Here is a 14715-nt window from a genome sequence, read left to right on the forward strand (position 1 = left end):
CAGAATTGACCTGAATTATCTAAAGCCTATTAGAATAACATTTCTAAGAATCTTTTATATGCCAGCAGGGGCAGAATTAGAAATGAAACACTTATAGTTGAACCGTGTGTTGATGTTTTAGATCTGTGTTGTTTCGAATGGTCCCAAAAATATCATCAATAAACAGCAGCAACCAGTATTCGCAATTTCCGTATCCATTTATTGTTTTTTTAAGTTTTTATTGTTACAATAACCATACAGACAAAAAGACTGGATTTCCAGCCTTTTTAATTGTTTTAAAGAAAGGTTTTTTATGAAACGCAAATCGATTTTGTTTCTATTTTTATTCTTGCTCTCCATTGGTCTAGCTTATGAGACGCAGTCTATCACTGCTGGTTGGATGACTGGGTCCCAGTATGGGATCATTGGTATCTCTGTCCTCTTGCTTCTAGTATATGCGATTCCTGCTGTTTGGGCTCTCTTTCATTTCGCTAAGAAGTGGAAGTTGTCCTGGATTCCAGTCCTCTTTTCACTTCTAGGTGGCGGCTTGATCGCAGGTTGGTTGTCTAGTTTTGCCAATACCTATTTCCATGAGATGATTCAAGCAGTAGCGCCCAATAGCGATTTTTGGAACCAGTATGAGAGTGCTATTGCAGGGCCCCTCTTTGAGGAACCCTTCAAGTTGATTCCGATCTTCTTTGTCCTCTATTTGTTCAATGTGCGTCGGATCAAGTCCATCTTCCTTTTAGCGATTGCTTCTGGTCTTGGTTTCCAGATTGTGGAGGACTTTGCCTATATCCGTCAAGATATGCCAGAAGGCTTCTCTTATGCAGTATCTGGTATCTTAGGGCGGATCATGAATGGGGTCGTATCTCACTGGGTCTACACAGCTCTGTTCATGCTAGGTCTCTACTTGATCATTCAAGCTACAAAAGGTCGCAAGGACTTGATGCTGACTGGTTGGTTCTATTTAGTAGCTGGCTTTGGCCTTCACTTTATTGGCAATTCACCATTTGGCCAAATCGAGACAGAACTCCCTCTTGCTATTCCTTTCTTAACAGCAGTAGGACTCTTCTTGATCTACCAAGCTTACCAAACCGTCGAGCGATTAGAACAAGGGAAATAAAAAAGAATGAGAGTGGGATAGAAATCGGTCATTTGTTAGAATTCGATTTCGTTGTCCCACCTCCGCACAGTTGAGTAGGGCTGTAAAAGCTGATGAAATCAGCGTAGTAGAGCCCACTCAACCACTGCGTCTTGCTCGACAATTCAAAGACAATTTAGAGGCTAGGACTTTTGTCCCAGCCTCATTTTTATTATTATATAAAACTGATTTACAGATTTTTTTAATGAGTGAAACTGTAGCTGTTAAACAAATTTGATTTTTGAAGAAATACTTGAGACTTTCCGCCGTGAGAAAAGTGCTTGAAACATTATTGTTTCAAGCACTCGGGAGTTTTGAAACGTTAGATTCAAAACTAAGTCATGGAACTTCTTCGAAGTTCGCTGACGTCCGTACTCACCTAAGGAAAGTCTCTAATAGTATAGTATATTTTAATAGTTTTACTTACCAAGACAGAACTGGCTGAAGAGTTGGGTAATGAGCTCGTCTGGTGCAGCGTCTCCTGTGATTTCGCCAAGGATTTCCCAAGTGCGGGTCAGATCGACTTGAAGGAGATCTACTGGCATGCCCATGGCCAGGCCTTCGTTGACAGCTTGAAGGCTTTCAACGGCTTTCTCGATGAGAGAGATATGGCGGGCATTTGAGAGGTAAGTAGCATCTTGCTCCACTAGGCCAGCATTTTCAAAGAAGAGGGCGTTGATGCGGTCTTCAATTTGGTTGATATTTTGGTTTTTAAGGACAGAAATCTTGATGTGATCAGCTGGGATCTCGTCCAACTCGATTTGTTGCGGGAGATCAACCTTGTTGAGAAGGATGATGCGGTTGCTGTCTTGGGAGATCTCAAGGAGCTGCCGATCTTGATCAGTAAGAGGCTCGCTAGCGTTGAGGACCAGGAGGACCAGATCAGCTTCTTTGAGGGCTTTCCGAGAGCGTTCCACCCCGATGCGTTCGACGATATCCTCTGTCTCCCGGATTCCAGCCGTATCGACGAGCTTGAGGGGAACCCCGTTGATATTGACGTATTCCTCGATGACGTCACGGGTCGTCCCTTCGATATCGGTCACGATGGCTTTTTCCTCGCGCAGGAGATTGTTCAGAAGGCTAGACTTGCCGACGTTAGGTCGCCCGATGATAGCAGTAGAAATCCCCTCGCGAAGAATCTTACCACGGCGAGCCGTCTTGAGGAGGTTGGTCAAGAGGGCTTCAAATTCAGTAGTCTTTTCGCGAATGATCTCAGTGGTTGCTTCCTCGACATCGTCGTACTCAGGATAGTCGATGTTGACTTCGACTTGAGCCAGAGTATTGAGGATCTCTTGGCGCGTGTTGTTGATGAGATCAGAAAGGGATCCATCCAACTGTTTGACTGCAATATTCATAGCCTTATCGGTCTTGGCCCGGATAATATCCATGACCGCCTCCGCCTGGGTCAAGTCGACACGACCATTCAGGAAGGCCCGCTTGGTAAATTCACCAGGCTCCGCTAGACGAGCCCCTTCACGAATCACCAATTGCAGGATTTCGTTGGTCACCGCAATCCCACCGTGAGTGTTGATTTCGATAATGTCTTCACGAGTGAAGGTTTTAGGCGAGCGCATGGCTCCAACCATGACTTCATCCAGAATCTCATCCTTAGCTGGATCTACGATGTGGCCGTAGTTGAGGGTGTGGCTGGCCACGTTGCTTAAGTCTTTTCCTTTAAAGATTTTTTGTGCAATTTTAAAGCTGTCTGTCCCACTTAGGCGGACAATCCCGATCGCTCCCTCACCGAGAGGAGTCGAGATAGCAGCAATGGTATCAAATTCTCTAGTAATCATCTATCTTCTCTTTTCCTGTGTATTCTCTTCTATTCTATCGTAAACTAGCTAGAGGGGCAAGACATTGCTTTTAGAAGGAGGAGTTGAAAAGGTTTTCAGTTAAGTAGTGAAATCTGTCCGCCAATATGCTATACTAAACATGAATAGAAATGGAGGTCTAAGATGGTAAACCTAAAAGAACAGGTAGGTATTAAGGCGGCTGAGTTTGTCACTGACGGCATGATTGTCGGTCTCGGTACAGGGTCAACTGCTTATTATTTTGTGGCTGAATTGGGGCGTCGTATCAAAGAGGAAGGTTTGAAGATTACAGCTGTTACGACCTCAAGCGTGACCTATGAGCAGGCAGAAGGCTTGGGAATTCCGCTAAAAGCGATTGACGATGTAGAAGTGGTTGACTTAACTGTAGATGGTGCGGATGAAGTAGACCTAGCTTTGAATGGGATCAAAGGTGGAGGCGGTGCCCTCTTGATGGAGAAAATTGTTGCAACCAACTCAAAAGACTGCATCTGGATTGTCGATGAGTCAAAACAAGTGGAAACGCTTGGTGCCTTTAAACTGCCAGTAGAAGTCGTTCAATACGGAGCAGAGAATCTTTTCCGTCATTTTGAGAAGAAGGGCTATTCTCCAGCTTATCGTGAAAAGGATGGTCAACGCTTTGTCACCGACCAAGGCAACTATATCATTGACTTGGATCTCAAGGTGATTCAGGATGCGGAAGCTCTGGCCAATGAACTGGATCACACCGTAGGGGTTGTAGAGCACGGTTTGTTCTTGAACATGATTTCAAAAGTGATCGTAGGGACACCAGAAGGCCCTGTCATCATCGAAAAATGGGTTTCTCTAGAGAGGGGCCGGGTTTAAAACGGCTCTCTTCTTATAGGGAAGTGGTATAATATAGCTAGTTTAATAAAGGAAAGAGGCAGTTTATGTCAAAATTTAATCGTATTCACTTGGTGGTACTAGATTCTGTAGGGATCGGAGCAGCTCCAGATGCTAATAACTTTGTCAATGCTGGTGTGCCTGACGGCGCATCTGACACACTTGGACACATCTCAAAAGCAGTTGGTTTGAATGTGCCAAACATGGCAAAACTTGGTCTTGGAAATATTCCGCGTGAACAAGCCTTGAAGACTGTTCCAGCTGAGAGCAATCCAACTGGTTACGCTACGAAGTTAGAAGAAGTCTCTCTTGGAAAAGATACCATGACAGGTCACTGGGAAATCATGGGTCTTAATATTACAGAACCCTTTGATACTTTCTGGAATGGATTCCCAGAAGAAATCTTGACAAAAATCGAAGAATTCTCAGGTCGCAAGGTCATCCGCGAAGCCAACAAACCTTATTCTGGTACAGCTGTTATCGATGACTTCGGACCACGCCAAATGGAAACTGGCGAGTTGATCATCTATACATCAGCTGACCCTGTTCTTCAAATCGCAGCGCACGAAGACATCATTCCTTTGGATGAACTTTACCGTATCTGCGAATATGCTCGTTCCATCACTTTGGAACGTCCAGCTCTTCTCGGTCGGATCATTGCTCGTCCTTACGTTGGTGAGCCTGGAAACTTCACTCGTACGGCTAACCGTCGTGACTTGGCTGTTTCACCATTTGCTCCAACTGTTTTGGACAAATTGAACGAAGCTGGTATCGATACCTATGCAGTTGGTAAGATCAACGATATCTTCAACGGTGCTGGTATCAACCACGATATGGGCCACAACAAATCAAACAGCCACGGTATTGACAACTTGATCAAAGCGATGAAATCAGAAGACTTTAAACATGGTTTCTCATTCACTAACTTGGTGGACTTTGATGCTCTTTACGGTCACCGTCGTGATCCACATGGTTACCGTGATTGCTTGCATGAGTTCGATGAGCGCTTGCCAGAAATCATCGCAGCCATGCGCGAAGATGACCTCTTGATGATTACGGCTGACCATGGGAATGACCCAACTTACGCTGGTACTGACCATACGCGTGAATACATCCCATTCTTGGCTTACAGCCCATCCTTTAAAGGTAGTGGCTTGCTTCCAGTTGGACACTTCGCCGACATCTCAGCAACAATTGCGGACAACTTCGGTGTTGAGAAAGCCATGATCGGTGAAAGTTTCTTAGATAAATTGGTCTAAGATGACGCGTTTTGCCTTACTCGTAAGAGGAATCAATATTGGTGGCAAGAACAAGGTGGTCATGGCTCAACTTCGTCAAGAATTGACGGAGCTGGGATTGGAACAAGTGGAAACCTACATCAACAGTGGCAATATCTTCTTTACGACAGGTCTTTCTCGATCTCAGTTATTAGAGTGCCTGTCGACCTTCTTTGAAACACATTATCCCTTTATTGAACGCTTTTCTCTGCTGAGTCGAAAAGACTATGAAGCAGAATGTGCAAACTTACCGCAATGGTGGACAGAAGAGATGGCTCGCAAGGATGTGCTCTTTTACACCGAGGGCTTGGATAGGGAATCCCTAGAAGAGAAGTTGCTTGCTTTGAAGCTAGGGGATGAAGTGCTCCACTTTGGCAAGCTAGCTGTTTTCTGGGGGAAATTCTCAGAAGCAAGCTACGCTAAAACCGCCTACCACAAACATCTGATGAAGATGCCTTTCTATCGTGAGATCACTATTCGCAACGCTAACACCTTTGACAAAATTGGTAGATTACTTAAGAAATAAAAGGAGAAACACAATGACATTATTAGCAAAAATCAATGAAACAGCAGCATTTTTGAAGGGCAAAGGAATCGAAGCTCCTGAGTTCGGATTGATCCTTGGTTCAGGTCTTGGAGAATTGGCTGAAGAAATCGAAAATGCAGTCGTAGTAGACTACTCTGACATTCCAAACTGGGGTCAATCCACAGTAGTCGGACACGCTGGTAAATTGGTTTATGGTGATCTTGCTGGACGTAAAGTCTTGGCTCTTCAAGGTCGTTTCCACTTCTACGAAGGAAACCCATTGGAAGTGGTGACTTTCCCAGTTCGTGTCATGAAAGTTTTGGGATGTGAAGGAGTGCTTGTAACCAACGCTGCTGGAGGTATCGGCTTCGGTCCTGGTACCTTGATGGCTATTACTGACCACATCAATATGACAGGTCAAAACCCATTGATCGGTGAAAACTTGGATGACTTTGGTCCACGTTTCCCTGATATGTCGAAAGCTTACACTCCAGAATACCGTGAGACTGCTCATCAAGTAGCAGACAAATTGGGCATTAAACTGGATGATGGGGTTTATATCGGTGTGACAGGTCCAACTTATGAAACTCCAGCTGAAATCCGTGCATATAAGACTCTTGGTGCAGATGCTGTCGGTATGTCAACTGTTCCTGAAGTCATCATTGCGGCTCACTCTGGTTTGAAAGTTCTTGGTATTTCATGTATTACCAACTTTGCGGCTGGTTTCCAAGAAGAGCTTAACCACGAAGAAGTAGTGGAAGTGACGGAGCGCGTCAAAGGAGACTTCAAAGGATTGCTGAAAGCGATTCTTGCTGAATTGTAATAAAGATGGAAAGAATTGTGAGAACCATCCAAGCAATTCCCTATAAATTGAGAATGGTCCTAGTAGCTTGTCTGCTAGGGCTTGTTTCGGGTTTAGCGGGTATTTTTCTTCATTTCCTTTTAGAATTAGTGGAAGGATTGGCCTTTGGTCAATCAGAGCATCAGTCTGACTTTTTGACGGATGGAGTTCCTCCTTATCGGATAGGGATCAGTTTACTAATTGTAGGTCTTACCTCGGCCTTAGTCTGGTATTTCTTACAACGAAAGGGGAAGCTCCTCTCCATCAAGGGTCAGATGAAGGAGGAGGATTCCCGTTCCGCCCTTCATTTCAGGAAACAGTTGCTCCATTCTAGCTGGCAAATCGTTGCCGTAGGAGCTGGGGCCCCTATCGGAAAAGAAGGAGCGCCCCGAGAGATTGGCGCCTTGTTGGCAGGGCCTCTTGCGAAAGGTTTTGACCTATCTCTGACAGATCGTATTTTCCTAATCGCTTGTGGGGCGGGGGCAGGTTTGGCTGCGGTTTACCAAGTCCCATTAACGAGTGTGTTTTTTATATTTGAAACCTTAGGCATTGCATTTTCACTTAAACGCTTTGTCCTAGCAGGGGTCACGACCTATATAGCTGCTTTTGTAGCAGGTTGGGTGATTTCAGATCATGCACTCTACAAGATGCTGGATACGACTTGGTCACTACAGGTATTGTGGATGATGCCGATCTTAGTCTTGGTCTTAACGCCCCTAGCTTATGGATTTGCGCGCTTGACCAAGCAAGCCACTGCTCATCGGATCAAAGACCAGCGTATTTTTCTGACTCTTCCACTGGCATTTCTTTTCTTAGCTTTCCTAGCTCAGAACCTCCCCCACCTTCTAGGAAATGGACGAATGGTCGCTCAGGAGGTCATCAATGGCATTCCATGGAAGACGGCATTAGTCTTATTTGTCCTAAAAGCACTCGTCGTTTTGCTTACTCTCTGGGCGGGGGCTTACGGAGGGACTCTGACACCTTCCTTTGCACTGGGAATGGCAGGAGCGTCACTTATAACTCTAGCTTTTGGATTTGAGGGTCTATCTACCCTACTACTGATTGGCGCTGTTTGCTTTTTGACCGTGACCCTAAATGCTCCCTTTTCTGCTACAGGGCTAGTAATCGGCTTTACGGGTCAAGGGTTAGAAGCTCTGCCTTATCTTTTGCTAGCCGCTTTTCTAGCTCATGCACTTGGAAGGGCCTTGGATCGGATTTCATGGAAAGGGTTGATCAGACCAAAAGTGAGAGCGTCAGAAGATGGTTAAGGGTCGGAAGAATTACATACTAGCCTTTTAACCTATCCATTAGATGAATCCTATCTTCTTATGGTATAATTTAAGTAGGCATAAAGGAAACAGGCTCATTCGGGTTAAGAATAACCCTCTTTTTGGTGCCTGCCCTCTATTATGAAAACAGAAAGCATGAAACCTGTGTTCAAATTTGAGTACAAGTGGAAAGCTTTTCTAAACAAAAAATACACACAGAAAGGAAGGGTTAACCGTATTCGCTGAACTGAATACGGGCGGAGAACTGTGAAAAAAAGATAAACTGCCTAGCATCTGCGATGCGTCGTCAGTTTCCTATTTTTCCTTTGTTCTCTGTCGCCCTTTATATCTTAAACATGTCTATCCATATTGCTGCTAAGCAAGGTGAAATTGCTGATAAAATTCTCCTCCCTGGAGATCCTCTTCGTGCGAAATTTATCGCTGAGAACTTTTTAGAAGACGCTGTTTGCTTCAACGAAGTTCGGAACATGTTTGGTTACACGGGTACTTACAAAGGTCATCGTGTATCTGTCATGGGTACTGGAATGGGGATGCCATCGATCTCTATCTATGCGCGTGAGTTGATCGTAGACTACGGTGTGAAGAAGCTCATCCGTGTGGGTACCGCTGGTTCTTTGAATGGCGATGTCCATGTCCGTGAATTGGTCTTGGCCCAAGCAGCAGCCACCAACTCAAACATCATCCGCAATGATTGGCCTATGTATGATTTCCCACAAATCGCTAGCTTTGATTTGTTAGATAAAGCCTACCACATTGCCAAAGACCTTGGCATGACGACGCATGTCGGCAATGTCTTGTCTTCTGATGTCTTCTATTCAAACTACTTTGAAAAGAACTTAGAGCTTGGTAAATGGGGCGTAAAAGCTGTAGAAATGGAAGCGGCAGCGCTTTACTATCTTGCCGCTCAACACCATGTTGATGCCCTTGCCATCATGACCATTTCTGATAGCTTGGTCAATCCAGAAGAAGATACGACAGCTGAAGAACGTCAAAATACTTTCACAGATATGATGAAAGTTGGTCTTGAAACCTTGATTGCAGACTAATGACAGAATATCTTCATGATGAGTGGCTTTACGACCTTCAGACCTACCAGTATGGTCGGGCCCTCCGCTCTGCTAAGAAGCAGAAGGAAGTGCCAGAGCTGGTCTTGACCTTATTGGACTTAATGGCCGAGCGTCGAGAGCTTAATATCCAGCCAATCATGAACCAAAAGTTGAGAACCAAGTTGCTGGATGCAACAGGTTTTCAGCTTTTTTGGCATGAGGATCCAGAAGAGGAACAGCTAGCTAACTACCTTTATGACTTAGAAGCTAAGCTCCGCAACGATCAGATGATTGACTTCATTCGTGCGGTGAGTCCTGCTATTTACCGGATCTTTATGCGCTTGATTGAAATGCAGATCCCTGATATTGCAGACTACATTCACAACTCCAAGGAGTCTAGCTATGACCATTGGAAGTTTGACAAAATTCGGTCATCTGACCATCCAGCCTTGCAGAATTTCCATAGCGAGAGTGCAGTCAATTCGTCCAGTTTGACGGAGTTGATTTTACTTTTAGACTTGCCGGATTCCACCATGGATGCGGCCAAGCAACTGCGGGAGTTGGAAAAATCTGTCCGCAATCCTTTGGCCCATTTGATCAAACCCTTTGATGAGGAAAAATTGCACCGGACGACAGGTTTCTCTTCTCAACATTTTATGGAGCTCTTAGTGAGCTTGGCCCAGGAGACGGGGATTGTTTATCAACGAGAACCTTTTTATTTCGACCAGGCCAATGCCCTTATCGAGGCTCTCTTGTGAGGAGGAAGACATGGATAAACTAAAAGAGTTGCAGGACGTGATTGACCGTAGTCAGAATATTGTCTTTTTTGGTGGAGCAGGTGTCTCTACAGAGTCCAATATTCCAGATTTTCGTAGCTCAGATGGCGTCTATAGTGTCACCTTAGGTCGTCATTTTACAGCTGAGCAATTGGTCTCTCATACCATGTTTGAGCGCTATCCAGAGGATTTTTTCGACTTTTATAAGAAATACCTGCTCTATCCTGATGCCAAACCCAATGTAGCCCATCGTTATCTTGCTTGGCTGGAGCAGACAGGGAAGCTTAAGGCAGTGGTGACGCAAAATATTGATAGTCTCCATGAGATGGCAGGATCTAAAAAAGTCTTGAAACTCCATGGTAGTGCCGATCGCAATTACTGTACGGGCTGTCAGCGCTTTTATGATCTGGAGGCCTTTCTAGCTTTGGCAGGGACTATTCCTCATTGCCTCGACTGTGGCAAGGTGGTCAAGCCGGATGTGACCCTTTACGAGGAACCCCTCGATATGGACGTCTTTAGCCAAGCAGCTCGAGCTATCCAAGAGGCTGACCTTCTCATCATCGGTGGAACTTCCCTTGTGGTCTATCCAGCAGCCAGCTTGATACAATATTTCCAAGGGAAGAATCTTGTCGTGATCAACAAAACCAGTATCCAGCAAGACAAGCAGGCGGACCTGGTTATTGAAGGGAAGATTGGCCAAGTGTTTTCTAAATTAAGACAATAAAAGAACACCTGAAGGAAGTAGAAGGCTACTTGTTTCAGGTGTTTTTATTGGGCTTGTGTAGATGGTTAGTCCTTATTTATCAAATCGGACTTCCTCAAGTAAGTATTCGATAAATTTCTCACCCATCTTGGAGAGGCTAGCTTTCTCATGTTGGATATAGACCAGCTCGATTGGGTCATCAATATCTAGTGGGATGGAGACGATATTGTCTCCGTTGAGGTTGCTATTGAGGATACCGGTCGCAATAGTGTAGCCGTCCAGACCAATCAAGAGATTGAAGAGGGTGGCACGGTCGCTGACCACGATAGACTTTTTGTGATGCTCTTGGGAGAGGATCTCTTCTGAGAAGTAGAAGGAGTTGTGGGTCCCTTGGTCATAGCTGAGATAAGGGAAGTCTTCTAGGTCTTCTAGCTTGACCACATCTTTGTTTGCCAACGGATTGGACTTGCTGACGAAGATGTGGGGCTGGGCTGTGAAGAGGTGGGTTGCCTTGAGGTGGCTATCATCTAGCATTTTTGAGAGGACATCCCGGTTGTACCCATTCAGGAAGAGGACACCAATCTCACTTCGGAAGTTCTTGACGTCATCGATGATTTCCCAGGTTCTAGTCTCCCGTAGGAAGAGCTCGTATTTCTCCATATCGCTTTTCTTGAGGAGAGAGACGAAGGCTTCGACCACGAAAGCATAGTGCTGGGATGATACGCTAAAGAGCTCCCGATTGGCTACTGGATTTTTATAGCGTTCTTCTAAGAGTTGGGTCTGCTCCACGACTTGACGGGCATAAGAAAGGAACTCCATCCCATCCTTGGTCAGAGTGATACCTTTGGGATTACGGATGAAGATGTCAATCCCCATTTCTTTTTCCAAGTCCCGCACAGCATTAGACAAACTTGGCTGGGTAATGAAGAGTTGTTTGGATGCCTCATTCATAGAGCCTGTTTCGACGATTTTGATAATGTAATGTAATTGTTGGATTCTCATGCTTATATTTTAACATACTTTTCGCAGAAAATCCTAGCTGGTATCAGTCTCTAGAAGGATTTTTCCCTATAAATCAGGTTTAGAATTGAAGGAATGTTAACACCTTGGTAGAATGATGGAAAAGATAAGCTTTGGAGGCCTTATGAAAAAAATTGCTAACTGGTACAAAAAATGGAACCAGGAACTGGAGACTAAATTTTTAGCCAGTGTATTAAAGATGAACTTTATGACCAACTTCCTGATATTTATTAGTTTGTCTGCTTTTCTAATTGTCGGGAGTTTGCCAGGAAATATCCAATCTTTGGGTTTCTGGAATGCTATTTTTGGAGTTGCAGTTTACAGTGTTACAATTCTTGTTCATGCCCTAGGGGTCAGTTATTTTGTTCCTAATATCTTTGTGATTCTGTATGTTATTTCTAGATGGTCTACGATACAGGCCCAGACCTTGGAAAAGGAGCTGGTCGGTGTCTATGACGAGAAAGAAGAGGAAAAAATTAAACGAAGGGTCAACAATCGCAAGTACTTTGTGATCCTTTGGATTGGAGTCTTTGGCTGTATCCTAGAATCTTTCATTATCTATCAGGTAAAGGATCTGACCGGTTATGATTGGACGAAACAGCTCATTAATGAGCAGAAGCATACCATGATTTGGACAGAGGCTCTGCCAACTATCATTACCTTGGCTCTTATTTCCCTCTTGGCTCTGGTTATCTATTCCTACCGGGATGCTAATTCTTTGTCTCCACTTTTGAATATCTTTTGTATCAGTGGGATATTGATGGGTTTGGTGCTAGTAGGATTGTTTGACATCCAGTTGCAAGTTATCGGTTGTCACACGGTTTTCTGGTTAGTTTATTCCATTAGTCTCTTAAGGACCAGGATGAAGGAGTGGCAGGGAGAGTCTGATCCTAATAGGGTCTATGACAATCCCATTCTCCAGCGCTTTCACACCATCCTCCACCAATCCAAACACTGGCCTTGGCTGGCGGTCGTCTTTGCCCTCCCCTTATTAGCGCTATTGGTCATGGTTCTGATGCTTTTTGGTCAGCGACCTGATAGCTTGGTCAAGGCCTGGACCAATACGGCAGATTGGACTTTCTCGGAAAAGATTCCTCCTCAGAATCTTATCATAGATGAGCATTATCTCTGTACGGTCGCAGCAGGTGGCCATGAAAAGGTGGTCAAGCCCCAGCGGATGGGAGTCCGGCATGGTCATCCAGTGGTCGTCAATCGCCAGCTCTGCATTGCCAATGCCTTTGAGCAAGTACTGGAAGAAAAGACGCCACGTTTCCATCGCTTCTTACGTCGCAATTATGACCGCTATGGCTATCCTTTTGCTAAACATATCAAAAAGAAATGGGCTATGGATGTCATTTACTATCTGATGAAGCCTCTGGAATGGGTCTTTTTACTGGTACTTTATCTAGTTGATCACAAGCCTGAGAATCGCATCGCTTTGCAGTATATCCCGCCGGTACCAGAGGATTTTGACCTCAAGAAAGCTTCTTAAGTCGTCGATTTCTACTTGACAAGCATCTAGTAGCGCGATATAATGAGACAAATTTAACCTTTAAGGGGTCCAGAGAGGCCTGCAAGGAAAGACAGAAAAAAAGATCAGCGGACTGAGTCTAGCTGATCATTTGTAGGACCTTGCTTTTGCGAGGTCTTTTTTGCTGGAAGAAAGAAGAGGAAACCAATGGTCAGTGACAGCTGTAAAAAACGGTTTGGAAAAATCATGATGGAAGACATGGAGTTAATCGCTCAAGAAGAGATTGCGCCACGGATTTTTTCAATGGTCTTGAAGGGGGAAATGGTCGAGCAGATGCTAGCTGGGCAGTTTCTCCATATCCGTGTACCGGATGACTCTAAGCTCCTTCGTCGTCCCATTTCTATCTCAGAGATTGATCCAGACAGCCATACCTGTCGCCTCATCTATCGGGTAGAAGGAGGCGGAACGGCCATCTTTTCTCAGCTGCCTATTGGTAGTTTCCTAAGCGTCATGGGTCCTCAAGGAAATGGCTTTGACTTAAAGGAGCTTGGTCAAGGGGCGCGTGCCTTGATCATCGGTGGCGGGATTGGAGTACCTCCCTTGGTCCAAGTGGCTAAACAGCTACATGAGCAAGGAGTAGAAGTCCATTCTGTCCTTGGATTTGCAAATAAAGAAGCGGTTATCCTTGAAGAAGAGTTGAAGCAGTATGGGCAAGTGACCATTACAACTGATGATGGGACTTATGGTACCAAGGGGTATGTCTCAACCATCGTTGATCAGATTGACAAGGAGTTTGATGCCATCTATTCCTGTGGGGCCCCTGGTATGCTCAAATACGTCAACAGCAAGTTCTATGACCACCCTCGGGCCTATATTTCAATGGAATCCCGTATGGCCTGTGGGATGGGAGTTTGCTATGCCTGTGTCGTTCATCTGGAAAATGCAAGCCAAGCAGCCAATAAACGCGTGTGTGAAGATGGTCCAGTCTTTGAAACTGGTACGATTGTGATGTAGGGAGGAAAGTATGACTAGTAATCGATTAGCTGTATCCTTACCAGGATTAGACTTGAAAAATCCCATTATTCCTGCCTCCGGCTGTTTTGGTTTTGGCCAAGAATATGCCAAATACTATGACTTGGACTTATTAGGATCCATTATGATCAAGGCGACAACCGCAGAGGCTCGTTTTGGCAATCCGACACCACGTGTCGCAGAGACTCCTGCAGGAATGCTCAATGCCATTGGTCTCCAAAATCCAGGTGTCGATGTCGTTCTCGCAGAGAAACTCCCTTGGTTAGCCCAGCATTATCCAGATCTACCGATTATCGCCAATGTAGCTGGCTTCTCCAATGAAGAGTATGCGACGGTTTCTAGAAAAATCTCCCAGGCACCAAATGTCAAAGCCATTGAGCTCAATATCTCCTGTCCCAATGTGGACCATGGGAATAACGGGCTTTTGATTGGTCAGGTTCCTGAATTGGCTTATGCAGCCGTGAAAACAGCAGTGGAAGCTTCCTCCGTTCCTGTCTATGTCAAACTGACCCCGAGCGTAGCAGATATCACCCAGGTAGCCAAGGCTGCCGAAGATGCGGGCGCTAGTGGCTTGACCATGATCAACACTTTGGTCGGGATGCGCTTCGACCTCAAGACTGGTAAGCCTATTATTGCCAATGGTACGGGAGGTATGTCAGGACCAGCTATCTTCCCAGTAGCCTTAAAGTTAATTCGCCAAGTAGCCCAATTCACTAAACTTCCAATTATAGGAATGGGGGGTGTAGATTCAGCAGAAGCAGCGATTGAAATGATGATTGCTGGCGCTTCTGCGATCGGTGTCGGAACTGCCAATTTCACCGATCCTTATGCTTGTCCAACGATCATCGAAGACCTGCCACAGGTCATGGATCGATATAGCATTGACACTCTTGAGAACTTACGAAAACATGTCCGAGAAAATCTATTATAAGGATTATC

General features: G+C 45.0%; 14 protein-coding genes. 12 read left to right on the forward strand and 2 right to left on the reverse strand.

Features of this window, described 5'->3' with window-relative positions:
• Positions 1–292 precede the first annotated feature (292 nt).
• Positions 293–1105, forward strand: coding sequence for a PrsW family glutamic-type intramembrane protease (locus DW738_RS02055; RefSeq protein ID WP_023023061.1), 813 nt, complete (start codon positions 293–295; stop codon positions 1103–1105).
• A 437-nt stretch (positions 1106–1542) separates the two neighbouring features.
• Here the strand turns inward: DW738_RS02055 and mnmE are convergent, their stop codons facing one another.
• Positions 1543–2916: a tRNA uridine-5-carboxymethylaminomethyl(34) synthesis GTPase MnmE gene (gene mnmE / locus DW738_RS02065; protein WP_123159248.1), complete on the reverse strand. Its 1374-nt coding sequence runs from the start codon at positions 2914–2916 to the stop codon at positions 1543–1545.
• A 162-nt stretch (positions 2917–3078) separates the two neighbouring features.
• Here mnmE and rpiA point away from each other — a divergent pair, with 162 nt between their 5' ends.
• The 8 genes from rpiA to DW738_RS02105 all read left to right on the forward strand — a co-directional run bounded on the left by rpiA (position 3079) and on the right by DW738_RS02105 (position 10274).
• Positions 3079–3777 carry a ribose-5-phosphate isomerase RpiA gene (rpiA, locus tag DW738_RS02070; protein WP_117744189.1) on the forward strand — a complete coding sequence of 233 codons (699 nt, stop codon included), beginning with the start codon at positions 3079–3081 and terminating at the stop codon, positions 3775–3777.
• Positions 3778–3842: 65 nt separating this feature from the next.
• Positions 3843–5054 (forward strand): phosphopentomutase, encoded by a 1212-nt coding sequence (locus tag DW738_RS02075; RefSeq protein WP_123160199.1) that lies wholly within the window; start codon positions 3843–3845, stop codon positions 5052–5054.
• A 1-nt stretch (position 5055) separates the two neighbouring features.
• Positions 5056–5598 (forward strand): DUF1697 domain-containing protein, encoded by a 543-nt coding sequence (locus tag DW738_RS02080; RefSeq protein ID WP_123159245.1) that lies wholly within the window; start codon positions 5056–5058, stop codon positions 5596–5598.
• A 13-nt stretch (positions 5599–5611) separates the two neighbouring features.
• On the forward strand, positions 5612–6421 hold the full coding sequence (locus DW738_RS02085) for a purine-nucleoside phosphorylase (RefSeq protein WP_123159244.1): 810 nt from the start codon (positions 5612–5614) through the stop codon (positions 6419–6421).
• 5 nt (positions 6422–6426) lie between these two features.
• Complete coding sequence (locus DW738_RS02090) at positions 6427–7707, forward strand: chloride channel protein (RefSeq protein ID WP_207801595.1); 1281 nt, start codon at positions 6427–6429, stop codon at positions 7705–7707.
• 356 nt (positions 7708–8063) lie between these two features.
• Positions 8064–8774 carry a purine-nucleoside phosphorylase gene (gene deoD / locus DW738_RS02095; protein WP_042507506.1) on the forward strand — a complete coding sequence of 237 codons (711 nt, stop codon included), beginning with the start codon at positions 8064–8066 and terminating at the stop codon, positions 8772–8774.
• The gene (locus tag DW738_RS02100; RefSeq protein WP_123159242.1) at positions 8774–9532 is read left to right on the forward strand and encodes a hypothetical protein; all 759 of its coding nucleotides are present in this window, start codon (positions 8774–8776) and stop codon (positions 9530–9532) included. The genes deoD and DW738_RS02100 overlap by 1 nt, the downstream gene beginning before the upstream one ends.
• Positions 9533–9542: 10 nt before the next feature.
• The gene (locus DW738_RS02105; RefSeq protein WP_123159241.1) at positions 9543–10274 is read left to right on the forward strand and encodes an NAD-dependent protein deacylase; all 732 of its coding nucleotides are present in this window, start codon (positions 9543–9545) and stop codon (positions 10272–10274) included.
• 72 nt (positions 10275–10346) lie between these two features.
• On the opposite strand, the gene DW738_RS02110 is transcribed toward DW738_RS02105, so the two are convergent.
• Positions 10347–11255, reverse strand: coding sequence for a LysR family transcriptional regulator (locus DW738_RS02110; RefSeq protein ID WP_120701981.1), 909 nt, complete (start codon positions 11253–11255; stop codon positions 10347–10349).
• Between the two features lie 142 nt (positions 11256–11397).
• Between DW738_RS02110 and DW738_RS02115 the strand changes: the two genes are divergently transcribed.
• The 3 genes from DW738_RS02115 to DW738_RS02125 all read left to right on the forward strand — a co-directional run bounded on the left by DW738_RS02115 (position 11398) and on the right by DW738_RS02125 (position 14707).
• On the forward strand, positions 11398–12765 hold the full coding sequence (locus tag DW738_RS02115; RefSeq protein WP_123160506.1) for a DUF6688 family protein: 1368 nt from the start codon (positions 11398–11400) through the stop codon (positions 12763–12765).
• 186 nt (positions 12766–12951) lie between these two features.
• A complete protein-coding gene (locus DW738_RS02120) occupies positions 12952–13758 on the forward strand; it encodes a dihydroorotate dehydrogenase electron transfer subunit (RefSeq protein ID WP_123160200.1) in 807 nt (268 codons plus the stop codon).
• Between the two features lie 10 nt (positions 13759–13768).
• A complete protein-coding gene (locus tag DW738_RS02125; RefSeq protein ID WP_123160201.1) occupies positions 13769–14707 on the forward strand; it encodes a dihydroorotate dehydrogenase in 939 nt (312 codons plus the stop codon).
• Positions 14708–14715: the final 8 nt, after the last annotated feature.

The organism is Streptococcus sp. AM28-20, from assembly GCF_003603595.1.
Lineage (GTDB): Bacteria > Bacillota > Bacilli > Lactobacillales > Streptococcaceae > Streptococcus > Streptococcus ilei.